The sequence below is a fragment of the Litorivivens sp. genome (assembly GCF_057445395.1).
Genome location: NZ_JBVBUV010000002.1, coordinates 20,177 through 45,101 on the forward strand (window position 1 = coordinate 20,177; position 24,925 = coordinate 45,101).

Genomic DNA, 24,925 nt, shown 5'->3' on the forward strand with positions numbered 1-24,925 from the left:
TTAGGTGCTAGCCAAGCCTGAGTGGCAGTTCCCGCAAACGCTGTCCTGTTGCCGCAAATACGGCGTTGGCCAGCGCTGGCGCGACCGGTGGTAACCCCGGCTCACCTACACCTGTCGGTGCGTCCGTGGAGGGTACGATATGGACTTCGATCTCCGGCGTTTCAGCTAGCGACAGCATGGGGTAGTCATGGAAGTTGCTCTGCTTGACCTTGCCATCTTCCAGGGTAATACCCGCTTTTAACGCGGCGGTCAGGCCGAAGACGATCGCGCTCTCCATCTGGGCAATAACAATGTCGGGATTAACGGCAAGCCCGCAATCCACCGCACATACCACCTTGTGAACCCGAATATTTGTCCCTTCGACCGAGGCAGTCACCACCTGTGCCACCGAACTGTGAAAGGCATCGTGGGCCGCCACCCCCTGAAATTGCCCCGGTGTTGGCCTCCCCCAACCAGCTTTTTCGGCCACCAGTTTCAGTGCACGATAGCGTCGCGAGTCGTGCGGCATATGCATGAGGCGGAATTCCACCGGATCCTGCCCGAGGCGATGCGCAAGTTCGTCGATAAAGCTTTCAGTGAAAAACGCATTCTGTGAATGACCCACGGAGCGCCAGAACCCCACCGGTATCGGTGTATCGTCGTGAACCGTTTCCATCTTTTTATAGGGGAACTGATAATTGGTATCGCCCAAGCCTTCAGTCATGGAGGTGTCCACATGCTTGAGCAGGCCCGCAAGACTACGCGGGATTGCCGGAGGCAACCACTCTGGCATGGCGGCTTCGGCAAACATCGGCATAATCTGCCCCATAATACTTGGCACCACAGTTTTGCCGCTGAAGCTGGTTACTTTGCCGTTGTCGACGGTTGCACTCAGCTCGGCCATTGCTGCCGGGCGATAATAGTCGTGCTGTATATCGTCCTCGCGGCTCCACACCAGCTTGATGGGGTGACCGGTTCGCGCCGAAATACGCGCGCCCTCGACAATGTAATCGGGGACCAGACGGCGACCAAAGCCACCGCCCAACATCTGATTGTGAACGATAATCTGCTCACGTGGTCGCTCCAGCGCTGCCGCCACTACACCAATAGCCGTGTCTGGTACCTGGGTACCAGTCCACACTTCCACGCGGTTCTCGCTCACCTGAACCAGCGCGTTGGGCGGTTCCATCGGGCTGTGCGACAACATCGGCACACGATAGCGCGCTGTCATGCGCTCACCAGCGACGGCTTCGGCGTCGCCCACTTCTGCTACCTGACGCCCTTCGGACTGCAATAGTTTCTCGTGTCGCTGGCGCAAGGTATTGTCATCTAGACCCGCCAGAGGCCCCTTATCCCATTGAATGTCGAGGGCATCAGCAGCTTTGCGCGCGGGCCAATAGCCGGATGCCACCACCGCGACACCGCCGTTAACTTCAAATACCGCCTCAACACCCTTCACGGCCTTGGCCGCACTCGCATCAAAGGATTTCACCCGTCCGCCGAGGTGCGGGCAGCGACGCATGACCGCCGTGCGCGTACCCGGCACCGTACAGTCAATACCAAACCGGGCTGAACCGGTTACTTTGTCGCGCGCATCAAGTCGCACGCTGTGCCGGCCAATCTGCGAGAAATCGGCTGGGCTTTTCAGGGGAGCTTTCTCAGGTACGGGCAGCGAGTTCGCTGTTTCTATAAGTTCGCCAAAGCCCACTGGCTCACGACCTTCCACCAATACTTGGCCATTACTTAGCTCTACCGCATCCAATGACACCTTATATTGCTGCGCAGCTGCCGCGCGCAACCAGGCCCGCAGGTTCGCAGCCGCCTGACGGATGGGCATAAAGTTATTGCGCAGTGAAACGCTGCCGCCGGTCATCATCATCTGAAATTCCGGGTCGCGAAATTCCGGATGGTAGTAGGCGTGCTCAACCACTATCTGCTCGGCGGGCATGTTTAGCTCTTCCGCCGCCAAGGTTGTCAGACCGGTGTATACACCTTGCCCCATTTCAGCACGCGGCAATTGGAACACTACCTTGCCATCGGGGGTAACCTGCAGATAGGCGTTTGGCTGAAGTGCGTTCTCGCGATCGCCGGGATAAACAGGCTCGGAGCCACAACCGCCCAAATGGATGGCAACCGCTATACCGCCACCCAGTGCCGCAGACTGTTTGAAGAAGCTGCGTCGACTCAGTGTTGTCATAGTGCGGCCTCCTGTGGCTCGACGATGGTAACCATCGACGCGCTTTGAATACGCTGCGCGGCCTCTTTCACTGCCGTACGAATACGGGGATAGGTGCCACACCGGCAAATATTGCTCATGGCAGAATCAATTGCATCGTCACTGGGCTCCGGGTTTTGCTTCAGTAGCGCAACTGCCGCCATAATCTGTCCCGATTGGCAGTAACCACACTGGGGGACGCTCTGCTCCATCCAGACCTGCTGTACCGGATGCAATTCTTCCTCCGAAGGCGCGATTCCCTCTATTGTGGTAATGGTTTTACCTTCGGCCAATGACACCGGAAAACTGCAACTCCGTACGGGATACCCATCCAGATGCACGGTGCAGGCGCCGCACAATCCTCGGCCACAGCCGAACTTGGTTCCCGTCAGCTCGCAGGCTTCTCGAATAACCCACAGCAGGGGCGTATCGGGTTCAACATCGAGCCGCTGCTGCTGGCCATTGAGTGTAAAAGTAGTAACTGCCATCTTCCTTCCTAAAATGCCAAAAAACTTACGCTATCTGTACGCGACCGACATAGTCTGCCGTGGATGAACCGCTGTGCGTTACGGTTTCGTCATTGTGCCGACATGATACGCCAAGCCATCGCCAGTTTCCTTCTGCCGCGCAGAAAAAGCGTATTCGCCGCAAAGATTCTCGGTTAGCATAACCATACTGAAATGCAGGTGGGGGCCGCCATGTTCGATATTTCAATCGCCAGCGTACTTAGTGTGATGCGCTACCCCCTGATCGATTTGGGTAAAGGGCCGGTCACCCTGGCATCGATATTCGCGGGCCTGCTGGTTATTGTGCTGTCGCTGCATCTGGCCAGGCTGCTCAAAGGTAGTGTCGGCTCACTGAACCGGGGCCGCTATGCACTGACCCCAAGTTCCATTTACACACTCGAACGCATCTCCCACTATTTTGTGCTGATAGCCGGTGTACTCATTGGCGTCTCGGTCATGGGCGTTGATTTCGGCAAGCTGGCACTGATCGTTTCTGCCCTTTCGGTGGGCATTGGTTTTGGATTGCAGGCTATTGTCAGCAACTTCGTGTCCGGGCTGATTATTCTGCTTGAGCGCTCACTGAAGGTAGGCGACTTTGTTCAGCTCGACAGTGGTGTCATGGGCACAGTGACTGAGATCCGGGTGCGGGCCACCGTCATCACCACCGCGGAAAACTCGGAAATTCTGGTGCCGAACGCCGAATTTGTGAACGGCAAGGTCACCAACTTCACTCACACCGATAATTTCTGCCGACAGCGCATTCCGTTCGGCGTGGCCTATGGCACCGACAAAACCCTCATGAATGAGTGCGTCATCAAGGCAGCACTGGCCCAATCTATCACGCTGGCAGACACGTCTGAGCATCAACCGCAGGTCATAATGAAGGCGTTTGGGGACTCCAGCTTGGATTTTGAGCTGCTGGTCTGGACCAGACCGGAATTTTCCAACCGGCCGAGCCTGGTTCGCGGGGTGTACCTGAGTGCTATAGACGATGCGTTCCGCGAGAACAACATTTCGGTGCCCTTCCCTCAGCGGGATTTGCACGTGGTCAGCGATTTCAGAGAGCCGCGAGCTTGAGCAGGCGCTCTGGCAATGTCACCTCGAATGTGGCACCGCCTTTGTGATAGCGCTGTGAGCTGAAATACAAGCGCCGGCCATCAGGTGAAAAGGCTGGCCCGCATATTTCCGACCCGGGATGGTGTATTTCCAGTAGAGTCGATGCGCCGCCATTTGGCTGCAGCACGACCAGACGCGCAATATCGCTGCTCACCGGATCTTCTGCGACCAGCACGTCACCCCAGGGGCTCACTGTCAGGTTGTCCACACTGTGCAGTGGGGAATCCATGCTGGCATTATCAAAGATCAACTCGACAACCTGATTGGCCACATCGAGCACCCACACCCGGTTGTCTATTTTTGTGGTCCAAAAGATCAGGGTATCTGGTAACACCGCCTCGGGAGATGTCAGTAAGGCTGCGTCCTCTGGCGTCAGCTGGTAGCTCCACAAACCTTCACCGCCGGCAAAGCGAGTTCCCGGGACGGTCTCACCCCGCTTGCGCAATTGCTGACGGACCTCTCCCTGAGCCTCGTTCGGAAACTTGACCGGCACCCAATTCACAGGTAATTGCCGACGTACCAGCACATCACTTTCCGGATAGCAGTCGTCGGCATAACCTACGAGGTTAAGTACTTCCAGCCTGCCTTTTTCCAGCCCGAGGCGCTCCGCTTTTTTATCTTCCGAATCTGCCACCCAACGATAAAAACGACCGTCTATCGTGTCTTCGGTCAAATAGACGGTATTACGGGCAGCATCTACCGCAGCGGCCTCGTGGGCAAAGCGCCCCAAGGCCGGCTTCGCAACCCCCTGCCCCGGCCGGAACGGGTCACACTCGTAACACAATCCCGTCTTGGCTTCTTCACAGGAAAGCCACGTATCCCAAGGGGTCTTACCGCCAGCACAGTTTTGGGTAGTGCCCTGCAATATGCTGTAGGCCGCATCAACCTTACCACCGTGATTGAAACCCAGCGCACCGCAACCGCCTAGGGGTAGCAGCGGAACTTCGGAGTTAGAGGTATAGATCCAACCACCATCGGGTCGAGGAAAAACAGCGCCACCATCGGGAAAGGTATGCCATCGATAGGTACTGATGGGTTCAGCACCGGCTGGCGTGGCAACGCGATCACCGGCGACAGCAAGCAATCGGCAGGTAAAATCTGCAGGCATCGCAACGCCCAGCGAATCAGGCGGCCGCAGCATGCCGGCCTTGCTCAGTGGGCCTGGCAGCAGCGGCAATTCACGTTGCCCACTGACGGGCAGACAAGTACCGGCTATCGCCCGGCCTGAAACGGTGCTAAGGGCCAGAGAGCCAAAAAAGGCGCGTCTGAGAAGCGAACGCCGGCGCAGCGCAGTCATTATGGAAGCCTGATATCCGTTACGTGAGACGTCGAGTATGCCGGTTCCAGGCCAAACCTAGCAATGCCACACTGAACACAAAGGTGCTCAAGGGGTACCGAATGCTGTAGATGAGCGGTGCCAACGCAATGCGTGCCAGTTGCTTCGTGGTTTCACTTTCAGTAATCCAGTCAGCAAGCGCTGGCGAATAACGGTAATACTGCCCGATGAACCATCTACCGGCGGCATACCGCCGCAAATGTCTATCACGAAACTCGCGTAACAGTCGCACTTCCTGAGACCAGGCGGTTCCCCATGCAGCGGTCGCAATAAAGCACCCGCCACCTCCGCCAGAAGACCCTGAGCCAGAGCTGGCTTGCGCCGGTGGCGGCGCCATCTCGCGGGGGGTCGGTGGATTCGCAGTAAAGTAGGCCAAGGCCGCTTCGCCAGATACCAGCCCTGCGCCACTGACGGAGTCAGTGCCTGAGGCTGCGCGGATGCCTGCCACATCAACCGCACTGGCGATCAGGCCATCCACTACTTCGGCCGGCGTAAGACTCGGAAATCGCTCCTGCAGCAGCGCAATGAGTGCGGCGATATTCGGCGCTGCTGCTGAGGTGCCAAAAAAGTTTGGAAAGCCATCGGGCTCGCCATAGCCCGGGTTGGCACCTTCGGTAAAATCACTGCCAAAGAATGAGGTGTTATTGGCATCTACACCGGAAAGTGTCGGTACAAATCGCTGTACCGACTGATACTGACCGGAAGCGTCAAACTGAATGGGAATACTCCCTCCCCGTGCGCTGTACGGTTGTGGATCAATGGCCGGACTGCCATAGCTGGCGGGCGCAAATGGCGGTGCCTCCCACCAGGGTACTGCACCGACACTGATCACGCCCTCCGCCGTCGGATGCCCCCAAATTGCCGGGCCGTCGTAGGGATATTCCGCGCTCACCACAGCGCCTACCAAGACCAGCCGAAACTCTAACGGCACGCCGGCGGCCTGCGGAATATCACCCTGCGACCCTTGGTAATGCTCAATCGCCAGATAATAGGTTGTATCAACTGCGGCGCCAGTGAGCAGTAGAAATTCAGACGCGTCGCCTAGGGGCTGGCCCGTTGTTCCCTGCGCGGAAATACTGCGACCGGCATGAGCGGGGTTCGACGGGTTCAACGCGAGTACTGAATCGGCACGGGTTGCATACAGATCCAGATCAATCTGCGAGCCTGCCTGCGAGTTAACGGAAGCGGACGGTTGGTTCCATTGCAACACAGCATACACTTCACCGCCGGCCGGAACGGTGACCTGCAAAAAGCCATCTCCGCCGCCCCAGTCGTGGAGATCCGCGCCGCTGGCAGCAAACGCGGCATTGCGATCTGGCTGGTCGTCACCTGCCGGATCGAGATCTACGTACTGCTGTCGAAATGCCTGATCACCATCATTGCCAGCAGCACTAACGAAGGGAATACCTTTAGCGACACAACGCTGGGCCGCCTGCGCCACAATCCCATCCTGGTAATAAGGTTCCAGCAGAAAACCGATGTCATCGACGACGACGCTGGCCTGGCCAGCGTCACACAAGGTATCAATGGCTTCGGCAAACGAGGCTCGCGACACACCGGCAGCGTGAAATACCAGTGACGCGCCGGGTGCCATATCGTGGGCCAGCTCCGCCATCGCTGCACCTTCATCTGTGTTTCCGGCCGCGCCCTCTTCAAGAATACTTACCACTGCAGGGAGATCGCCGGAATCCTGTGGCCGACTGCCCTGCAAGCTTCCCGCCTGCCCCGCTGCCGGTGTGGTATTGGTGTCACGTACGGCATTGGTTATCGCAAAACTGTCAGAAATCACACCGATGCGCTGGCTCTCGGCGCGGCCGAAATCAGGACTATTGGCCTGCATCGCCTCTGGTGCCCGACTGTTAACAATACCCGCACGAACAATGCGCGGTTCAAGCGCATCAACCTGGATAACCCCAGGCAGTCGAGAAAGTTGCTCCAGCTCCTGCAGCGAACGAATTGCCACAATGGCACTTCCGTAGGACCTGGAAAGGTGAGCCAATGTGAGCCCGGAGTGCTCGAGCCTATCAAGCGTTTCAGCCGAGCCGCGTACTTCAAGCAACACAGACGCCGACGCGGCGCCCCTTGCAAAGCGTGTGAGCGGCTCCGGCGCCGGCCGCTCAAGCGCGCGCATTGCGCGCGCGCTCACCACTGAGTTTCCCCAGCGCTCCAGCGACTGCGATTGCTTTGGATTGCCATAAACTGCCACGGGCAGCGCACACAACCCTGTAACTAGCAGCACCAATACTTTTTGAAACAACAAGTTATCTTCACCCTCACCGTTTAACGTCCGTGATTACCCTACCATAACCAACAGCGTAGGCTTCACCTTCACTATAGCTCTCCAAACACGGCGTTTTTATACGGGAATACCCGCAAACTCTGTATCGAGACGCGCTCTACTGGAGTTTAGCGGATGACATTGGTCTTAAATCACGCCTTTTAGGTAATTATAGACAGCGATGGCGCAACCGTTTGCGGATTTAGCGAACGGCAACCAGCTTCATGTGACGGTTTCGAGGGGCGTTACAGGCGGGCGGTATTCGGCGGAGCGATCCGGCACCGTAAAATGGAACTGACTGCCGACCCCCGGTTCCGAATCCAGCCAGAGTGTTCCGCCAAGCAGTTCTACGATTTTTTTGCAGTGAGCCAGCCCGATGCCTGTACCTTCATACTCATCCGTGGTGTGAAGGCGGTGGAAAATCATAAATACCCGATCCTGATAAAGCGGGTCTATACCGATACCATTATCTTGCACAGTGAACTGCCAAAACGCTTCGTGCTTGGTTGCACTCACGGTAACTTCCGGCGGGCATCCCGGCTTGTGAAACTTGATGGCATTGGACAACAGATTCTGCAATAACTGGCGCAACTCATTGCCATAGGTCACCAACTCGGGCAGACCACTATGACGTACGGTGGCATGCTGTTCGGCAATGATCACCTCAAGATCCTGGCGCAGCTCACTGAGCAAGTCATCACATTTGACCAGGCTCAAGGTGGACTGGCTGCCAATCCGGGAATAATCCAACAACCCTTTAATCAACAAGGTCATTCGTTGCGACGAGTCAGAAATGTATTGCAGATAAGTATCCGCATTCTGGTCCAGCTGACCCCGGTATTCATCAAGCAGTAAACCGGCGAAGCTCGATACAGTACGCATTGGTTCCTGTAAATCGTGAGAAGCAATATAGGCAAATTGCTCCAGTTCTTGGTTTTTACTCTCCAGTTGCTGAGCGTAGCGATTAAGCTCAACCTCCTTGTCTTTGCGTTCGGTAATATCACGAATCGCGGCAGACACCAACAAACCTTCTTTTGTCTCCAGCGGGCTCAGACTGATTTCGACCGGAAATTCCTGGCCGGTTTTCTTCTGGCCAAATAATTCAAGGTTGCGGCCCATTTCTCGAACAATCGGAGTAACAAAAAAGCTTTGCCGGTGGTGTGCGTGTTTACCCTGAAATCGCTTGGGCATGAGAATTTCTATCGGCTGTCCCACCAGCTCATCCTGGGAATAACCAAAAACTGATTCCGTCTGCTTGTTCGCCAGAACAATCTCACCATTGTCGCCCACGATGACCATCGCATCAGGCGCAGAATCCAGCAAGTTACGGAATTTTGCATCGGCCTCACGTCGTTCACTAACGTCGCGAATAGCGGCCGACACCAACAAGCCCTGATCGGTCTCCAGTGGACTTAAACTGATTTCCACCGGGAATTCCTGACCGTTTTGCTTGAGCGCACGTAAATCAATATTTTGTCCCATAGATCGGGTAACCGGTGACGCGAAATAACCATTGCGCGAACCGACATGAGCCTGGGCAAAACGTTCGGGCATCAACACTTCAATAGGCCGGCCGATCAGGTCTGACTTTTTATAGCCAAACAGCGCTTCTACCTGCTTGTTGGCCAACTCAATATGCCCTCGCTCGTTTACAATAACCATCGCGTCGGGCGCCGAATCAAGCAAATTACGAAACAGAATATCTCTGGTTTTATCCTGCTCACGCAATTGCTGTTGCTGCAACAGCAGCGCCGCTGATATACCGATAGCCATCAACGTCATGATTCGATTCGACAGAATGGGCCAGTCCACGAACTGCGGTCCACTGATAAACGTGTCTACGACGACCAGCGCCATGGTTGTGCAAGCAATCAGGGGAAGTTGATCATAGCGGCCATAGCGAGCCAGAATGAAAACCACAATGACATACGCTGTACCCGAGGCAATATCAGGCGGAATCAGTAGATCAAGTAAAAAGAAGACCACCACGAACACCCACGCCACTACCAGTACGTGTGCAGACCGTCGGGTTTCCATCAAATTGGACATGGGTATACGTCTTCCAGGTTGAACTCGGTGTGCAATAAACACTCCGGGGAGAGCTACCAACCGCAGGTTACGAAGCCGCGCCAAGAGCGGCCACCGTGGCTTATACCTACTGCGACATCTATGTGCTTATTATTCAACATTGAAGTTTCCAAATTATTCAAGCTAGCCATTCGTATAGCGGCTGCTATCATGGCTCGGTCTGGCACCTGCAGCGTGCCAACATACTGAGAAACAGAGGGATAGCAGAATGGTCAGAAAACTCCTGACACGCGCAACACTCGTCGCCGTAATGGGCGCGAGCACTTCCGTACACGCGGGCCTGCTTGATAGCGTAGATAAAACCCTGAGTGAACCGGCAAAAACGGTCAACAAAGCACTGGGGGGTAACGCTGGCGAGGTTCTGAACGTAGCCGACGCGCTGCCAAACCGATACATTGTTGTTCTCAAAGAGGGGGTCGCGGTCAACCAGACTCTGGACGCGCTGATGAGCCGGTACGGCGGCCAGGCGGACCTTAGCTTCAATAGCGTGTTAAATGGCTTTGCCGCATATTTGAACCCGCTTCAGGTAAAAGCCCTCAGCCTCGACAATGCCGTCAAATATGTTGAACAAGACGCAATTCAGCGTATCTCCGAACAGTCTCAGAAAAACGCCACTTGGGGACTTGACCGCATAGACCAAAAAGACCTGCCGCTGAATAAAACCTTCAGCTATTCGGCAGCCGGAAAAGGCGTACACGCTTATATTGTGGACACCGGCATAAGAAGTGATCACAAGGATTTTTCTGGCCGGCTGGGTAATGGCGAAAACACCAGCGACGATCCCAAACAACCGCCGGCAGGCCTGCTGGACCCGATCTTCGCCATTTTATTTGGTGAAAAGGAAAACCCCGACGACCCCACCAACGATTGTAACGGCCACGGTACCCATGTCGCCGGCACCGTCGGTGGCAGCGAATGGGGCGTTGCCAAGGGTGTTACCCTACATGCAGTGCGTGTACTGAACTGCCAGGGCGCAGGGTCCAATTCCACCGTCATTGGCGGCCTCGACTGGATTGCGAAAAATGTTCAGCAGCCTGCAGTCGTAAACATGAGCCTCGGCGGTGGCGCTTCGCGCGCCATTGACGAGGCGGTGGAAAAACTGATCAAAAAAGGCATTACCGTGGTCGTTGCCGCAGGCAACGACAACAAAGATGCCTGCGATTATTCGCCAGCCCGCAGTAAACCAGCCATTACCGTGGCCGCCAGCGATAAGACCGATCGTCGCGCTGATTTTTCCAACCATGGCCGCTGCGCCGATCTGTTTGCACCGGGTAAAGACATAACTTCTGCCTGGATCGATAGCAATCGGGCAACCAAAACCATCAGCGGCACATCAATGGCCAGCCCACATGTGGCCGGCGTGGTAGCGCTATTACTGGAGAAAAACCCCAAGCTCTCCCCCGCCGACATTGAAAAGCAGCTCCTGACACTCACCGCCAGCGGCAAAATACGCGACAACAAAGGTGTGCCAAACAAGCTACTGCAAATATCCAACAACAAATAATTCGCACAATACACGGAGGAAACTATGGGTTTCGCCCTATCTGACATGACCCTGACCAGCAGCGCCTTTGCCAACGCAGGCGCAATCCCGAAAAAACATACCGGCGAGGCCGAAGATGTATCGCCGGCACTACGCTGGGAAAACGCACCCGCGGGCACCAAAAGCTTTGCGGTGATTTGTCACGACCCCGACGCGCCACTGGTTTCTCCCGGCGGCACCTATGGCTACGTTCATTGGGTGCTCTACAATTTGCCCGCAGATTGCAACAGTCTGGAGGAAGGCACAAACGCCGGTACGGCCGGAAAAAACGATTTTGGCAACACCAACTACGGCGGCCCTATGCCGCCGCCCGGACATGGCATGCATCAGTATTATTTTTGGGTTCTTGCGTTAAATACCGACCAGAAGTTCGATGCCGGCCTCACCCTCTGGCAACTGTTAGACACTATTGAACCCCATGTGATTGGCATGAACCGCTTGGTAGGAACCTATCAGCGCGCCTAAGGGCGTTCATCGGCCTGCCCGGCAGGCCATTTGCTTCTGGTAGTATTACCCACCGACTTGCCCTTCGCTGCCAGCGCCTTAGGATTCAGGCCTATGCTGAATCTCAACACAGAAAAACTGCGCAATAACCAGGAAGCGACTTGGTTCGCTGTCGACCTTGTAATGCTCGGGCTGCTGATGGTGAACCTGATATGGCTAACCTTTGACTGGTTGTTCACTCTCGAGTTTTTTTCCAGTGCCCTGCAGGCCGTTGCCCCGAGCTTCCACCGGTTTTACGCTAACGACATTCACCCCGATTATCTGCACTACGATCTGATATTCGTTTCGGTATTTATCGCTGAACTACTGGTGCGCTGGGTGGTAGCCGTTCGTCGCCGTCGCTATGCGCGCTGGTACTGGTATCCCTTTATTCACTGGTATGAAGTACTGGGTTGCATTCCACTAACGGGGTTTCGACTCCTGCGCCTGCTGCGCATCGTGTCGATGCTGTATCGCTTGCAGCAGCTCGGCGTTATCAATCTGCGCGATACACGCCCGGCGCGCTTTGCGCGCGCAAACTACGACGTACTGATGGAACACATTGCAGACCGCGTGGTTATCAATGTACTCAACGGCATCGAAGATGAAATACAGCACGGCCAACCGATCATGCGCGATTTGATACAACGGGTAATATTGCCGCGCAAGCAGGCCATCGCAAAAGCTGTAGCAGAACCCGTTACGCAAGGCCTTGAACAACAACTGGAGCGTCATCACGGAGACGTTCGAAACTATCTGCTGCATCGGATTCGCGAGGCCATGGAGGCCAGCGACGATATTGGCAAACTTGAAAAAGTTCCGGTGATCGGCGATTACACAGTGGAATTGCTGGAACGCACCATCAGCGACATCGTCTACAACGTACTCAAACAGTCAGCTGACGACCTGGTGCATGTAGACAACCAGCAGCTGGTAGAAACAGTCGTGGAGGCTGCCATGGAATTGTTACTGCGAGAATCCTCGGGCATGGATCGCGTGGCGGAGGATATTGTGTTGGAATCGCTCGACCTGATTAAAGAGCGGGTCTCGGACAATAAAGCCCTGTCGCGACTGCAAACGGCCTAAGCGAAACGTATCGGCCACTACTCTCCCGTAAGCTTGGCCGGGTCAAGAATGCTTTCCAGCTCCGCTCTGCTCAGCGACGTCATCTCCTGCGCGACATCAATTACCGGACGCTGCTCGGCATAAGCACGCTTGGCTATCGCAGCAGCTTTCATGTAACCAATCACCGGATTGAGCGCGGTCACCAGCACGGGATTTCTTGCCAGGCTGGCGGTCAGCGCCTGTTCATTAACCGTAAAGCCGGCAATGGCCTTGCTGTTCAGGTTGCTGCAGGTCGTAGTAAGCAAGTGAATTGACTCCAGCAATTTGGCGGCAATCACGGGCAGCATGACGTTGAGCTGAAAATTACCGGACTGTCCGGCAAGCGTAATCGTGGTGTCATTGCCAACCACAGAGGCGGCCACCATGAGTGCGGATTCAGGAATCACCGGGTTAACCTTGCCCGGCATGATACTGCTGCCAGGCTGCAGCACCGGCAACTGGATCTCGCCGAGTCCAGACAGCGGTCCGCTGTTCATCCAGCGCAAGTCATTGGCAATTTTGGTCAAAGATACGGCCAGCGTTTTCAACTCACCGGACAATGCGACAGCATTATCCTGGCTCGCGATCAAAGCAAACTTTCGCACCGGCGACAGCCAATCAACCGCGGTCAGTTCACTTAGCTCACGCACAAAAGCCGGTGCAAACTCCGCATCGGCATTGACACCGGAACCCACTGCCGTGCCTCCCTGGGCAAGGCGCAGTAGATCCTGGCGTCGTTCAGTAAGCCGGGTATGGCAATGTTCAAGCTGATCGGACCAAGCCAGAAGCTCCTGTGAAAGCCGCACCGGCATGGCATCCATCAAGTGAGTACGACCAGTTTTAACGTGGTGATGGCATTCCCGAGCCCGCGCAACAATGCCGCTTTTCAGTGCATCCAGACTATTGAGCAAGCTATCCAGCTCGATATAGGCCGACACATGAATGGCAGTCGGTATAACGTCGTTGCTGCTCTGACTGCAATTCACATCGTCGTTCGCCGACACCTCGCGACCCAGGGCGTTAGTGGCCAGCGCAGCGACCACTTCGTTGACATTCATATTAGTGCTAGTGCCAGAACCGGTCTGGTAGACATCCACCGGAAACTGCTGTTCATAACCTCCACCGAGAAGCTCGTCACAGGCCTCAACGATGGCCTCGGCAGTATCACGGTCCAGACTACCAATTCTGGCATTGGCTTTGGCGGCACAGCGCTTGATCTGAATGACCGCTTGAAGAAAAGCCCAGGGCAGAGGCTGACCACTGATCGGAAAATTCTCGACCGCGCGCTGTGTCTGCGCACCGTAGAGCGCGTTCGCTGGCACCTTAACCTCGCCAAGGCTGTCCTTTTCAATCCGTGTTTTCTCTGTCATAGACTCATGAACCCTTCTGCCCGGTCATACTGCCGAAGCCGCGATTAGAACCAGTCCTTGCGGCCGCTGACATACACTTTCTCGAATTCTTCGTCGGTGGTTGTAACGTACAGAATAAACTCAACAAACCCGATCACCATCATGATCAAGGTTGGCACCCCCAGCAGCAACAAGCCACCCAGGGAAACACAAAGCATGATGGTGGCAGGCTGGTTGTTGTGAAGATAGTATTTGTGAAAGCCTAGCCAGCCGAAGAAGAATGCCAGCAACGCCGCCGCCATACGATTTTTGGAGGCACTTTTGGGATTGCAGGGGTCGATATAAATCTGCGTTGCGCGCTCCCCATCTGCCACAAAGTCCACATGCATACCGGGGCCAGGGAAACGCTCCGACAACCAGTTGTTACCCTCAAATTCATAACGGTGACTATCCAGCGCAGAAATAATGCCGCGACTGGTGTCTTCGTCAAAATCCAACACAACGCCTTTCAGCGCGGGGCCTGCGACCGCTTTAGCCATTCCCGCCTCCCGTAAACGAATCGCTCACAGAATGACTATAGATGATCCACTGACGAATCGTCGACCAAACAGGTAATTGTAGTACGGGTTAGCGTGTTTTCAGGGGGCGTGCCCCGCCATTAGCAACTGCCGAAACTTGCGGGGCGAAATGCCGGTCCAGCGACGGAAGGCGTGATTGAAGGCGCTCTGCTCCGAGTAGCCGAGCATCTGTGCCACTTCAGTTAACTGCAAGTGGCCGTCGCGCAGGTAATCTTTGGCCAAGGTCAGCCGGGTTTCATCCAGCAGCCCCTGGAAGCTCAAACCCCGCGACTGCAGCTTGCGCTGTAAGCTGCGGCCTGACATTTTGAGATCACTGGCAACATTATTTAGGGTGGGAGTAGCGCTGCGGCAAAATCGAGAAATGGCCAGCCGCACTGTTTGATCAAAACCATCCCCTTGAGGCAGCTCGGCCAACAATTTATCGGCCTGAGCTTCCAATATACTCAGCAGCGCCGGATCAGCCTGACGCAGCGGCAGAGCCAACTGCTCCAGCGGAAAGCGAACGATAGTTGAACGCTGCTCAAAGGCCACGTCACAGCCAAAGTATTCGCGGTAGGGTGTTACATCGGCAGGTGCCGGATTGAGAAAGCAGACATAGTCGGGTGCCAATGGGCGGTCCGATACATTGCGCGCAAATTGCACCAGTGCCGCAATCGCCAACTCGTCGGCTAGCTGCCCCGGGTGCACACATTCCTCACCCCACTCCAGCTCGATCGAATTGCCATTAAAGCGGGTATCCATTGGCCCATGGTCGTAGACCAGTCGAACGTAGCGCTCGAACCGGGTCAAAGCCTCACCGAGATTGGCACAGGCCAACAGAGCATAGCCGAGTATACCGATATGGGCTGGCGTGATCAGTCGACCTATCTCCAGCCCCATGGCCGGTATTTGCAGGGCCTCCTGCGCGCGGCTCAATAAGCGTTGCCATTCTGACATGGGGAAACGCCGCAGCGGGTCGCTCCGGGTATCCGGCCAAGGCTCCCCGAGCACAACCACCGGATCGAGGCCCCGCAGGCGCAGGAACTCAAAGAGCAGGCCCACATAGGCAGTAGAGACATAGGATTCGCGCATCATGGCGCCAATTATCAAAAATATGTCCGAGCCGGTCAATTCCTGCGCATCATTTTGTTGCACTATAGCGCCACACGTAAGAGGCACAGCGATGACTAACTGGATAGATCTCTACATTGCCATTATTGGCCACGAGCCTGAACCCAAACAGATTCTGTTGGCAACCCTCACGCCGCTGTTCATCGTTACATTGGGGATTGAATACTGGCTGATGCGCCGGCGCGGACAGCTGAAACATTTTCAGCTAAAAGACATCGCCACCAACTTTTCGCTTGGCGCCAGTTATCAGGCCGTCGAGATGGTATATCACATCATATTTCTTGGTGCGCTGTTCGCCTTTGTCTGGAATTTTCGCCTTACCACTGTGGAAATGACACTGCCCATGTGGGGGGTGCTGCTGTTCAGCCAGGAGTTTTTCTATTACTGGTTTCACCGCGCATCACACCGCATTCGCTGGTTCTGGTGCGCCCATGTGGTCCATCACTCCAGCGAGCACATGAATCTGAGTACGGCCATGCGTCAAAGCATGACCTACTCCCTGAACCTCAGCCAACTGTTCTGGTTGCCCCTGATTCTGCTGGGCTTTCCTCCGGCAGCGGTAATGGTGGCCTACTCCATCAATCTGGCTTACCAATACTTCGTGCATACCGAGGCCGTGGGACGCTGTTCACCTCTGGTAGAGTGGCTGTTTAACACCCCCAGTCACCACCGCGCCCACCACGGTCGCAACCCCATCTATATCGACAAGAACTACGGCGGCATTCTGATTATCTGGGACCGTCTGTTTGGCACCTTTCAGGCTGAGCGCGACGACACCCCCGTCGACTACGGAATTCCCCGCCAGATTGTCAGCAACAACCTGCTGACCATAAATTTTCACGAGTGGCGCGACATGTTGCGGGACGTTTTGCGTCCCGGCCCCCTGTCACAGCGACTCGCACATTTATGGAAGCCCCCGGAATGGCGTAGACCGTCTTCCGAACAGACCTCACCGGATATGGAAATTGCCTGAGGGCAGGAGTGAAACAATGAAAACAATTATCATTACTGGCGCCGCTTCGGGCATCGGACGTGCAACCGCAGAACTGCTGGTCCGACACGGTTGGCATATCGGCCTGCTGGATATTAACCGCGAAGCGCTGGAGAACCTGCGCCAAATTTTGGGCGAGGCTCAGTGTGAGGTGCATATCTGCGATGTGACCCGTTCAAACGAACTTAAAGCAGCGATCGATGCTTATGTGGCTTCCGTCGGGCAACTCGACGCGATTTTCAATTGCGCCGGCATCATGGATATCGCGCCCTTCGAGACCATCCCCCTAGAGCGGCATCACCTGGCAATAGATATCAATATACGCGGGGTGTTGGACGGTTTTTACTTTGCATTTGAACATCTGAAAAAACGCGAACAAGCCTGGGCGGTCACAATGTCGTCGGCCTCGTCGGTCTACGGAATACCCAGTCTGGCCAACTACTCGGCAACAAAGTTTTGGGTAAAGGGTATGACAGAAGCACTGAACATTGAGTGGAAACAACACGGCATTCATGTAACGGCCGTTGAACCCTCTTTCGTGCGCACACCCCTGCTGCAAGGCAACGACAGCAAAATAATTGAAAGTATGGGTGTCGATCTCAAGGCAGAAGATATTGCTCAGGTAGTGCTGAAGTCACTTTCCAGTGACAAGGTGCACCACGTGGTAGGAATAAAGTACGGTACGATGCGTATTCTTCGGAAATTACTGCCGAACAGCCTGGCGGCGTGGCTGATCCGATCGCTGGCAGGATACTAATTGGGGACTGCAGTGGTGCGGCTAGTGCCGCACGGCTACATCGACATTGCGGTTCAGACTACCGTCCATTTCCAGTACTGCGTATGTACCCATATCACGGTGAAACAAGATGGGCACCGGCTCCATAAACAGCGGCCTGCGCACATACTGAAGCGTCCAACCAAAATGCTCCACTTGCTGAAGCGTCGCTATTTGCGAGGCATTCAGATAGATCTCCAGGCTGTTAGGTACTGAGTCTAACCCCTTCCTTCTTTCTCTCGTACTACTCGTCAACATAGTGGCGCCTCTTCACTGTAAACCGTATACCTCACGATGCGAAAATACACCGAGGCGGCTGCCACTAACATACGTAGTTACCACGCAATACACCTGCATTACGCTACAATGCGCAACAACGCGAACGATCACCGATACAAGGCAGGATATGACAAACTGGCAGGCAGACTGGACACAATGGGATAGGGAACACATCTGGCACCCCTACTCTTCCTTCGACAACCCGCCACCGGTATTTCCCGTTGTGTCCGCTAGCGGTGTCCGTCTGACCCTGGCCGATGGCCGCGAAATCATCGACGGCATGGCCTCTTGGTGGTCGGCTATTCACGGTTACAACCACCCGGTGTTAAACAAGGCCGCAACCGATCAGCTGGCCAGTATGTCGCATGTCATGTTTGGCGGCCTGACCCATCCTGCTGCTGTATCACTGTGCCAAAAACTGGTAACGATGACCCCGGCCGGCCTGGAAAAAGTGTTCCTCGCCGATTCCGGCTCCGTCGCAGTCGAAGTGGCGGTTAAAATGGCACTGCAGTACTGGGCCTCTTGCGGCAAGGCCGAAAAGCACAAACTGATTGCACTGCGCAATGGTTATCACGGCGACACCATGGGCGCGATGGCCATCTGTGACCCCGTCACCGGCATGCATCACCTGTTTGCCAATAATCTGCCACAGCACCATTTTGTGCCCGCCCCATCGGCCGGCTTTAACGAACCCGTGAATACCCAGGATATTGCTGCGCTGGAGAAACTGCTCGAAACACGGCATCAGGAAATTGCCGCCCTGATTGTCGAGCCCGTGGTACAGGGCGCTGGCGGCATGCGGTTTTATTCACCGGGCTATCTCACGGCCTTTCGCGAGCTGTGCGATCGCTACAATGTACTGCTGATTTTTGACGAAATTGCCACCGGCTTTGGCCGCAGCGGCAAGCTGTTCGCTGCCGAACACGCCGACGTCAGCCCCGACATTCTGTGCTTGGGCAAGGGCCTTACCGCCGGCTACCTAACGCTGGCAGCAACGCTGTGCACCAACCGCGTGAGTGACGTTATCAGCAAAGGCGAAGCGGGTGCCTTTATGCATGGCCCCACTTTTATGGGCAACCCTTTAGCCTGCGCCATTGCAAACGCCAGCATTGAGCTGCTGATGTCACAAGATTGGGCTGGCAACGTACAGCGTATAGAAGCCGGCCTCACGCGCGGGCTGGAACCAGCGCGGCAACTACCAGGCGTGAGCGATGTACGCACACTCGGCGCCATCGGCGTCATAGAACTCGAAGAACCACTAGACTTGCGCAGGCATCAGCAAACATTCGTCGACAACGGCGTCTGGGTGCGCCCTTTTGGCAAACTGGTGTATACCATGCCACCCTACATCATGAACGATAACGACCTGGCCACCCTCACCGGCGCGATGGTCAACACACTCCAGCAGATCCTGTAACCGAGCCGCCATGCCATTTAAAAATCGCCTTTACGACATAATATTCGGCACCGAGAGCCGCGCTGGGCAGCTGTTCGATCTGATACTGATTCTCGCGATTCTCTGCAGTGTCGGCGTCTTGCTACTCGATACCGTGGCCGCGGTTCACAGTCGCATTGGCGAACTCCTGGTAACACTGGAATGGGTGTTTACGATCGCATTTACTGTGGAATTCATCGCCCGGCTTTACTGCTCACCTAACCGCCGTGCCTACCTGTTCAGTTTTTACGGCATGGTCGACCTGCTATCGATCTTGCCCACCTACCTTGCACTGTTCATTCCCGGCGCACAGCAGCTGCTGGTGATCCGTCTGTTGCGGGTTCTGCGCATCTTCCGTGTACTAAAACTACTGCGCTACCTCGCTGACGCGAACCTGCTGATCCGAACCCTGCGAGCCGCCAAACGCAAAATCATTATTTTCGGTTTCAGTGTAATCACCGTTGTCGTGATTTTTGGCTCCCTGATGTATTTGATAGAAGGCCCAGAAAACGGCTTTACCAGCCTCCCCAAGAGCATCTACTGGGCTATTGTCACCATCACGACTGTAGGCTACGGCGATATCACGCCGCAGAGCCCTCTCGGCCAGTTCGTCGCCGGCATCGCCATGTTCACCAGCTATGCCATCATTGCCATTCCCACCGGCATCTTTAGCGCCGAACTGATTCAGGAATCACAGCGCAGTCGGCGCCCGTCTCGCTGCAGCAACTGCGGCCGGGGAGGACACGAAACAGATGCGCTATACTGCAAGTATTGCAGTGCAAAACTTCCGGAGTCGGTATGACCCAACCCGTGCTGTTTTTGGCCCATGGCACCCCCATGAACGCGCTCAGGGGCAATCAGTTTACCGATGACTGGCGTCGTTTTATTGCCGACAGGCATCCGCCGCGCGCCATTTTAGTGATCTCGGCCCACTGGGAAACGTTTGGCACGTTCATTACCGCTTCCGACCATCCCCGCACAATCCACGATTTTTCCGGCTTTCCACAGTCACTGAGTGAAATACGCTACCCCTGCCCCGGCGAACCCGAACTCGCCAATCACATCTGTCACCACTCATCGGGCGACATTGAGCCCAATTCGGACCGGGGGCTAGATCACGGCGTCTGGTCAATATTGGTACATTTATTTCCCAACGCAAATATTCCTGTGCTGCAACTGAGCCTAGATCGCGGCAAATCCCCAGCAGAATTTCTCGCGCTGGGACGCTCGCTGCGCTGGCTGCGCGATGACGCCGTGCTAGTCATTGGCAGTGGCAACATGGTGCACAACATTCGACAATGGATGCGTGATCCGGGCGGCCCCTTCGACTGGGCCCGCGCCTTTGATCGCGCCGCAACAAATGCGCTGGAAAATCGCGATTTCACGGCACTGGCCAATTACACAACGTTGCCCGGCGCTGAACTCGCGGTACCCACACCGGAACACTTTTTGCCTGCGCTGGTCATCGCAGGCATGTCTGCCCCCAGCGACAAACTACAAATGACTGAATACCCGCCCATTTCTCTCGAAAACTGCAGCATGCGTTCCTTTGCCTTTGTGTCTACTTCGGAAAGTACTACTAGACACTAATAACTGATACCATTTGGCCGAATCAAAATAACCTGAAGAAGGAGTGCAGCGATGCCAAGTCGCATGGGGGCCACTTTGGCCGCATTTTTGTTAGGAACAGCCGGACTTTCTAACGCACAGGCGGAGAAATCCGGCGCCCCGCACAGCAATACCAGCCAACCCGAGCTCTACTTTTTTAGTCAGGGCTACTATGTAGATCAGGATTCAGAGCGTGCCTTATTCGACGACGATGGTGGCGGCTTTCGCCTGGGGTTTGGTCGTGAAATTCGCGATGGCTGGTACTGGGAAGGAAACCTCGCACACAACGCGCTGGAAAACGGTATCGGTGGTTACACGGATTACTACCAAAGCCATCTCGGCCTTGACATAGCGTATCGCTTTCGTGGCAAAGATCAGCTTCGCCCATTTATTTTGCTTGGCATCGGCGCGGTGCATGACGACGTGTATGATCTGCCCGGCATTCCCCGCGACGACGACACCAGCTTTTTTTACAACGCGGGTTTAGGTCTGGTAACACCTGAGCTGTTTGACATCGGCCTCAAATTTCGCATTGACGCGCGCTACGTCGCGAGCGAATTTGAGGAAGATTACAACGATGCCCACGTGAGCTTGGGTTTCGAAATCCCGCTGGGTCACAAGGAAACTGTTCGCACCGTTGTCCAAGTAAAGGAAGTGGTTCGCGAAATTCCGGTAGCCCCGACAGACTCAGACTTTGACGGTGTGGTCGACAGCATTGACCGCTGCCCCAATACGCTGCGCAGTGCAAAAGTTGACGAATACGGCTGTGTTGTAAAAGCTCAGGTTGTGCGCCTGCAGGGCATCACCTTCAAAAGTGGCTCTGCCGACCTGACCGGCGACTCCGTTGAGAGCCTCACCGATATTGCCTCATTCCTCAAGAACCAACCAGAAATTCGCCTGGAAATCGCCGGCCACACCGACTCGTCGGGCGGGGCACGCTTCAATATGGATCTCTCACAGAAGCGCGCAGACTCCGTAAAAAGCTTCCTCGTTCGTGCCGGCATCGACGCTAGCCGCATGCGCACCCGAGGCTACGGTGAAACCGATCCAGTTGCCACCAACAGTACGGCCTCTGGACGCGCCATGAACCGCCGCGTGGAATTTCGAATTCAAAGATAAGGGAACTGTAGAATGCTTCACAAAAAAGCAAACTGGATAACACTGCTTTTGGCGCTTTGCCTCGCCCTTTCCTTGCAAGGCTGCAAGTCTGACGAGGGCGACACCACCATTGCAGAGCTGCTCTCACCAGAGGGCCCCGATCGGGATGATGACGGTGTGCTGGACGCCAACGACAACTGTCTGTGGACTCCTAACCATAGCCAGACCGATGTTAACAATGACGGTGTTGGTGATGCCTGCGAAGATGATTTTGATAACGATGGCATCCTGACAGCCAAAGGTGACGGCAGTGAATCGGTGTTTACCCCCTGCCCCAACGGCGTCACCACGAACTGCGACGACAACTGTCCGGTGACGCCCAATCCCAAGCAAGAAAACAATTTTGGCACGTCTAAAGGCGACGCCTGCGAAGACACTGATCAAGACACGGTTCTAGACGACGTCGACAACTGTCCAATCATCCTGAACCCCGACCAGCGTGATACTGACCTCGATGGTCAGGGCGATGCCTGCGACCCCGACGACGACAATGACAATATACTCGACGATGGTGACGGCGATGGCGCGCGTCTTTCGCTCTGCGCCGGTGGCAACACCAGCAGCTGCGATGATAACTGTCAGTTTACGCCCAACCCGAACCAGGCCGACACGGATGGCGATGGTTTCGGTGAAGCCTGCGACAGTGACGCAGACGGCGACGGTGTTCCCAACGAATCCGACAACTGCCCGCTGGTTCCCAACAGTGATCAGAGCAATACTGTTGGCGGCCCCGATGACGAAGGCGACGCCTGTGACGACAGTGACGGCGACGGCTTAAGCGATGCCGATGAAGCCGCCTTCGGTACTGACCCGAACCAGACGGACACCGACGCCGATGGTCGCAGTGATGGTGAAGAAGTAACGGTTGAACCTAAGACCAATCCGGCAGACAGTGATTCGGATGATGACGGCGTCAATGATGGCGACGAAATCACTAATGGTACGAATCCCAACAACCCGGATTCAGACGGCGATGGCCTCAGTGATGGTGACGAAGCCCGTCTGGGGAGCGACCCAAACAACACCAACACGGACGGCGATAACAAAAATGATGGTGAAGACGCCTGTCCGACTATCCCTCAAGGCCTCATCGACCTCAATGACAACGGTTGCCCTGATAATCAGGAGCCGTAGCCGCAGTCATACAACTCAAGGGCAGCTGCGGCTGCCCTTTTAGGTTTAGCATGATAGAAACACTGACATTGAATATACCCGGCCAGGGGCTGCATAGCTTCACTGGGCATGTGCAGAAGCTGGTACGCGAGGCCAAAATTCAGGAAGGCCTATGCACCCTTTTTATCCAGCACACTTCCGCGAGTTTGCTGATTCAGGAAAACTACGACTCTTCCGCCCAATATGACCTGGAAAACTGGCTGAATCGACTGGTGCCGGAAAACGACCCGCTCTACACCCACACACTGGAAGGCCCCGACGACATGCCGGCTCACATCAAAGCCGCGTTGACTGCCACCAGCCTCGGCATACCCATACTGAGCGGGCAGCTCGCACTGGGGCAATGGCAGGGCATCTATCTCTGGGAACACCGGCACTTTGCCGGCGAGCGCCGTGTCATCGTGCATATCGGATCGTAAAGAATCGCCGCATTACCGTTCAGCTTAAATTCATCTGATAGCAACATAATGGGCCTTCACTGACCAAACGGCTGTGATACCATTCGGAACGCCTCTTTAGGTGCTCCATAAAAAGACAGGATGCTCAATATGTTACGACCAGTTGCGGTACTTTTTTCAGTTTTCTATTCCCTGCAGGCTTTGGCACTGAGTGCTGGTCAGCCACTGCCGGAACTGATGATCCAGGACAAGGGCGAGCTGACACTCGACGCCCAGAACGACATTGTTTATGTGCCCTGGAGCACCAAAAACCTCGACACCAAAGGCGAGGTACAGATTATTCAGTACATGGCTGCACGCCCCTCGGCGGAAAAGCAGATTCGCCCCTTTACGGATCGACTGGAAGAAGCCGGTTTTCCCGAAGAGCTGATTCACGTCACCACCGTTGTGAACCTGGATGATGTGACTTTTGGCATGTCCAGCTGGGCACTCTCGGAGCTGGAAAAGAACAAGCGTGAGTACGCCACCTCGGCGATGGTCGCCGACATGAAAGGACACGGTCTTCAGCTTTGGAACCTGACTGCGAAGAGCTCAGCGCTGATTGTTCTGGGCGGCGATGGCAATATCCTTTACCTGAAAGACGGCAAGCTCAACAAAAAAGAAATCGAGTCAACGCTCAAGCTCATTGACAGCGAAATAGCCAAACGGCAGCAATAACACCCGCTCACACGATGCACGAACCGGCGCCACGGCCGGTTCGCCTTGCAATCACAGCGCAGCCTTAAGCGCTTGCGCTTCGGTGTACTGACGAAACTTTCGAAACATTCGCCGCACCATAAACCCCATGACGGGTGAGAACAGGGGCATAAACACCTTACTCGCGCCCTTCGGCGCCATTGCCATGCGCCAACTCACCTGACACGTGCCATCGCCACGATCTTCAACGACATAATCTTCGGCAAACGATTCGATATTATCTTTCGCTACGTGGGTAAAGCAGAAAGCCATGCGCTTGCCCCGCTCCCAGGCAATGAACTCTTCCCAACCTATCAAGCCACCCATCATCGAAACCGTACGGGTTGTCCCCAACCCAAAGGGTTGCGGCGAGGTCCACTCTACATGCTGGATGGGATCGGCCCAGGCGGGCCAGGAATCGGCGTCCTCAAATACCGCAAAAATGGCCTCTGGCGTGGCTTTAACCGTCTCGGTAGCCGTAAAGCAGTATGGCGCCTGGTCGAAAAAATCCATGCCGACCGCCGTACAGGGAATTTGAGATGTCATGGGAACCCCGTTTTTATGTCGAAAATTTAATAGGGTATTCAATCTACCACCGCCCCATTTCACTTTACAAGCGTATAGTAATTAACGACCATATGCCGCATTCATTGCCGGCTCCTGCACTATTGAACACTGCAGCCCGAGC

23 protein-coding genes are annotated in these 24,925 nt (G+C 55.3%); 13 read left to right on the top strand and 10 right to left on the bottom strand.

Annotated elements, in window-relative coordinates; all coding sequences use genetic code 11:
* Positions 1–7: 7 nt before the first annotated feature.
* Together AC222A_RS00895 and AC222A_RS00900 are read right to left on the bottom strand one after the other, a co-directional pair.
* A complete protein-coding gene (locus tag AC222A_RS00895) occupies positions 8–2,176 on the bottom strand; it encodes a xanthine dehydrogenase family protein molybdopterin-binding subunit (protein ID WP_372759205.1) in 2,169 nt (722 codons plus the stop codon).
* Complete coding sequence (locus tag AC222A_RS00900; protein WP_372750242.1) at positions 2,173–2,682, bottom strand: (2Fe-2S)-binding protein; 510 nt, start codon at positions 2,680–2,682, stop codon at positions 2,173–2,175. The genes AC222A_RS00895 and AC222A_RS00900 overlap by 4 nt, the downstream gene beginning before the upstream one ends.
* A 210-nt stretch (positions 2,683–2,892) precedes the next feature.
* Between AC222A_RS00900 and AC222A_RS00905 the strand changes: the two genes are divergently transcribed.
* A complete protein-coding gene (locus AC222A_RS00905) occupies positions 2,893–3,777 on the top strand; it encodes a mechanosensitive ion channel family protein (protein WP_372750243.1) in 885 nt (294 codons plus the stop codon).
* Here the strand turns inward: AC222A_RS00905 and AC222A_RS00910 are convergent.
* From AC222A_RS00910 to AC222A_RS00920, 3 genes are all read right to left on the bottom strand, one after another.
* Positions 3,758–5,113: an alkaline phosphatase PhoX gene (locus tag AC222A_RS00910; protein ID WP_372759465.1), complete on the bottom strand. Its 1,356-nt coding sequence runs from the start codon at positions 5,111–5,113 to the stop codon at positions 3,758–3,760. The genes AC222A_RS00905 and AC222A_RS00910 overlap by 20 nt on opposite strands.
* 19 nt (positions 5,114–5,132) lie before the next feature.
* Positions 5,133–7,298, bottom strand: coding sequence for a CFI-box-CTERM domain-containing protein (locus AC222A_RS00915; RefSeq protein WP_486774555.1), 2,166 nt, complete (start codon positions 7,296–7,298; stop codon positions 5,133–5,135).
* 354 nt (positions 7,299–7,652) lie between these two features.
* Positions 7,653–9,479 (bottom strand): sensor histidine kinase, encoded by a 1,827-nt coding sequence (locus AC222A_RS00920; protein WP_372748983.1) that lies wholly within the window; start codon positions 9,477–9,479, stop codon positions 7,653–7,655.
* A 247-nt stretch (positions 9,480–9,726) separates the two neighbouring features.
* Between AC222A_RS00920 and AC222A_RS00925 the strand changes: the two genes are divergently transcribed.
* From AC222A_RS00925 to AC222A_RS00935, 3 genes are all read left to right on the top strand, one after another.
* Positions 9,727–11,022 (top strand): S8 family peptidase, encoded by a 1,296-nt coding sequence (locus tag AC222A_RS00925; protein WP_372748984.1) that lies wholly within the window; start codon positions 9,727–9,729, stop codon positions 11,020–11,022.
* A gap of 24 nt (positions 11,023–11,046) precedes the next feature.
* Positions 11,047–11,526, top strand: coding sequence for a YbhB/YbcL family Raf kinase inhibitor-like protein (locus AC222A_RS00930; protein ID WP_372748985.1), 480 nt, complete (start codon positions 11,047–11,049; stop codon positions 11,524–11,526).
* Between the two features lie 93 nt (positions 11,527–11,619).
* Positions 11,620–12,630, top strand: a complete 1,011-nt coding sequence (locus tag AC222A_RS00935; RefSeq protein WP_372748986.1) for a hypothetical protein — start codon at positions 11,620–11,622, stop codon at positions 12,628–12,630.
* 17 nt (positions 12,631–12,647) lie between these two features.
* Here AC222A_RS00935 and AC222A_RS00940 read toward each other — a convergent pair whose 3' ends face one another.
* The 3 genes from AC222A_RS00940 to AC222A_RS00950 all read right to left on the bottom strand — a co-directional run bounded on the left by AC222A_RS00940 (position 12,648) and on the right by AC222A_RS00950 (position 15,709).
* Positions 12,648–14,018 carry a class II fumarate hydratase gene (locus tag AC222A_RS00940; protein ID WP_372748987.1) on the bottom strand — a complete coding sequence of 457 codons (1,371 nt, stop codon included), beginning with the start codon at positions 14,016–14,018 and terminating at the stop codon, positions 12,648–12,650.
* 44 nt (positions 14,019–14,062) lie between these two features.
* Entirely contained in the window at positions 14,063–14,536 is a 474-nt protein-coding gene (locus AC222A_RS00945) for a TM2 domain-containing protein (protein WP_372758431.1), read from the bottom strand.
* Between the two features lie 99 nt (positions 14,537–14,635).
* Positions 14,636–15,709 carry an AraC family transcriptional regulator gene (locus AC222A_RS00950; RefSeq protein WP_372758432.1) on the bottom strand — a complete coding sequence of 358 codons (1,074 nt, stop codon included), beginning with the start codon at positions 15,707–15,709 and terminating at the stop codon, positions 14,636–14,638.
* Positions 15,710–15,737: 28 nt separating this feature from the next.
* Here AC222A_RS00950 and AC222A_RS00955 point away from each other — a divergent pair, with 28 nt between their 5' ends.
* Together AC222A_RS00955 and AC222A_RS00960 are read left to right on the top strand one after the other, a co-directional pair.
* The gene (locus AC222A_RS00955) at positions 15,738–16,658 is read left to right on the top strand and encodes a sterol desaturase family protein (RefSeq protein ID WP_372758433.1); all 921 of its coding nucleotides are present in this window, start codon (positions 15,738–15,740) and stop codon (positions 16,656–16,658) included.
* Positions 16,659–16,674: 16 nt separating this feature from the next.
* Positions 16,675–17,433 carry an SDR family oxidoreductase gene (locus tag AC222A_RS00960; protein ID WP_372750309.1) on the top strand — a complete coding sequence of 253 codons (759 nt, stop codon included), beginning with the start codon at positions 16,675–16,677 and terminating at the stop codon, positions 17,431–17,433.
* Between the two features lie 21 nt (positions 17,434–17,454).
* On the opposite strand, the gene AC222A_RS00965 is transcribed toward AC222A_RS00960, so the two are convergent.
* Entirely contained in the window at positions 17,455–17,709 is a 255-nt protein-coding gene (locus AC222A_RS00965) for a hypothetical protein (RefSeq protein ID WP_372750310.1), read from the bottom strand.
* 148 nt (positions 17,710–17,857) lie between these two features.
* On the opposite strand from AC222A_RS00965, the gene bioA reads away from it, so the two are divergent.
* The 7 genes from bioA (at position 17,858) to AC222A_RS01000 (ending at position 24,219) form a co-directional block, all read left to right on the top strand.
* The gene (gene bioA / locus AC222A_RS00970; RefSeq protein WP_372759076.1) at positions 17,858–19,147 is read left to right on the top strand and encodes an adenosylmethionine--8-amino-7-oxononanoate transaminase; all 1,290 of its coding nucleotides are present in this window, start codon (positions 17,858–17,860) and stop codon (positions 19,145–19,147) included.
* A 10-nt stretch (positions 19,148–19,157) separates the two neighbouring features.
* On the top strand, positions 19,158–19,967 hold the full coding sequence (locus tag AC222A_RS00975; protein WP_372748996.1) for an ion transporter: 810 nt from the start codon (positions 19,158–19,160) through the stop codon (positions 19,965–19,967).
* Positions 19,964–20,755 carry a dioxygenase family protein gene (locus AC222A_RS00980; protein ID WP_372759077.1) on the top strand — a complete coding sequence of 264 codons (792 nt, stop codon included), beginning with the start codon at positions 19,964–19,966 and terminating at the stop codon, positions 20,753–20,755. Before AC222A_RS00975 ends, AC222A_RS00980 begins: the two co-directional genes overlap by 4 nt.
* 51 nt (positions 20,756–20,806) lie before the next feature.
* Entirely contained in the window at positions 20,807–21,892 is a 1,086-nt protein-coding gene (locus AC222A_RS00985) for an OmpA family protein (RefSeq protein ID WP_372748998.1), read from the top strand.
* Positions 21,893–21,904: 12 nt separating this feature from the next.
* Positions 21,905–23,065: a thrombospondin type 3 repeat-containing protein gene (locus AC222A_RS00990; RefSeq protein WP_372748999.1), complete on the top strand. Its 1,161-nt coding sequence runs from the start codon at positions 21,905–21,907 to the stop codon at positions 23,063–23,065.
* Positions 23,066–23,115: 50 nt separating this feature from the next.
* Positions 23,116–23,523 (top strand): secondary thiamine-phosphate synthase enzyme YjbQ, encoded by a 408-nt coding sequence (locus AC222A_RS00995; protein WP_372760271.1) that lies wholly within the window; start codon positions 23,116–23,118, stop codon positions 23,521–23,523.
* 129 nt (positions 23,524–23,652) lie between these two features.
* Entirely contained in the window at positions 23,653–24,219 is a 567-nt protein-coding gene (locus AC222A_RS01000; protein WP_372763615.1) for a YtfJ family protein, read from the top strand.
* A gap of 51 nt (positions 24,220–24,270) precedes the next feature.
* On the opposite strand, the gene AC222A_RS01005 is transcribed toward AC222A_RS01000, so the two are convergent.
* Positions 24,271–24,783, bottom strand: coding sequence for an SRPBCC family protein (locus tag AC222A_RS01005; protein ID WP_486774556.1), 513 nt, complete (start codon positions 24,781–24,783; stop codon positions 24,271–24,273).
* Positions 24,784–24,925: the final 142 nt, after the last annotated feature.

Bases quoted from the DNA above. Each gene is read 5' to 3' on its own strand.
- AC222A_RS00895 (WP_372759205.1), bottom strand. From the start codon at position 2,176: ATGACAACACTGAGTCGACGCAGCTTCTTCAAACAGTCTGCGGCACTG.
- AC222A_RS00900 (WP_372750242.1), bottom strand. From the start codon at position 2,682: ATGGCAGTTACTACTTTTACACTCAATGGCCAGCAGCAGCGGCTCGAT.
- AC222A_RS00905 (WP_372750243.1), top strand. From the start codon at position 2,893: ATGTTCGATATTTCAATCGCCAGCGTACTTAGTGTGATGCGCTACCCC.
- AC222A_RS00910 (WP_372759465.1), bottom strand. From the start codon at position 5,113: ATGACTGCGCTGCGCCGGCGTTCGCTTCTCAGACGCGCCTTTTTTGGC.
- AC222A_RS00920 (WP_372748983.1), bottom strand. From the start codon at position 9,479: ATGTCCAATTTGATGGAAACCCGACGGTCTGCACACGTACTGGTAGTG.
- AC222A_RS00925 (WP_372748984.1), top strand. From the start codon at position 9,727: ATGGTCAGAAAACTCCTGACACGCGCAACACTCGTCGCCGTAATGGGC.
- AC222A_RS00930 (WP_372748985.1), top strand. From the start codon at position 11,047: ATGGGTTTCGCCCTATCTGACATGACCCTGACCAGCAGCGCCTTTGCC.
- AC222A_RS00935 (WP_372748986.1), top strand. From the start codon at position 11,620: ATGCTGAATCTCAACACAGAAAAACTGCGCAATAACCAGGAAGCGACT.
- AC222A_RS00940 (WP_372748987.1), bottom strand. From the start codon at position 14,018: ATGACAGAGAAAACACGGATTGAAAAGGACAGCCTTGGCGAGGTTAAG.
- AC222A_RS00945 (WP_372758431.1), bottom strand. From the start codon at position 14,536: ATGGCTAAAGCGGTCGCAGGCCCCGCGCTGAAAGGCGTTGTGTTGGAT.
- AC222A_RS00955 (WP_372758433.1), top strand. From the start codon at position 15,738: ATGACTAACTGGATAGATCTCTACATTGCCATTATTGGCCACGAGCCT.
- AC222A_RS00960 (WP_372750309.1), top strand. From the start codon at position 16,675: ATGAAAACAATTATCATTACTGGCGCCGCTTCGGGCATCGGACGTGCA.
- AC222A_RS00965 (WP_372750310.1), bottom strand. From the start codon at position 17,709: ATGTTGACGAGTAGTACGAGAGAAAGAAGGAAGGGGTTAGACTCAGTA.
- bioA (WP_372759076.1), top strand. From the start codon at position 17,858: ATGACAAACTGGCAGGCAGACTGGACACAATGGGATAGGGAACACATC.
- AC222A_RS00975 (WP_372748996.1), top strand. From the start codon at position 19,158: ATGCCATTTAAAAATCGCCTTTACGACATAATATTCGGCACCGAGAGC.
- AC222A_RS00980 (WP_372759077.1), top strand. From the start codon at position 19,964: ATGACCCAACCCGTGCTGTTTTTGGCCCATGGCACCCCCATGAACGCG.
- AC222A_RS00985 (WP_372748998.1), top strand. From the start codon at position 20,807: ATGCCAAGTCGCATGGGGGCCACTTTGGCCGCATTTTTGTTAGGAACA.
- AC222A_RS00990 (WP_372748999.1), top strand. From the start codon at position 21,905: ATGCTTCACAAAAAAGCAAACTGGATAACACTGCTTTTGGCGCTTTGC.
- AC222A_RS00995 (WP_372760271.1), top strand. From the start codon at position 23,116: ATGATAGAAACACTGACATTGAATATACCCGGCCAGGGGCTGCATAGC.
- AC222A_RS01000 (WP_372763615.1), top strand. From the start codon at position 23,653: ATGTTACGACCAGTTGCGGTACTTTTTTCAGTTTTCTATTCCCTGCAG.
- AC222A_RS01005 (WP_486774556.1), bottom strand. From the start codon at position 24,783: ATGACATCTCAAATTCCCTGTACGGCGGTCGGCATGGATTTTTTCGAC.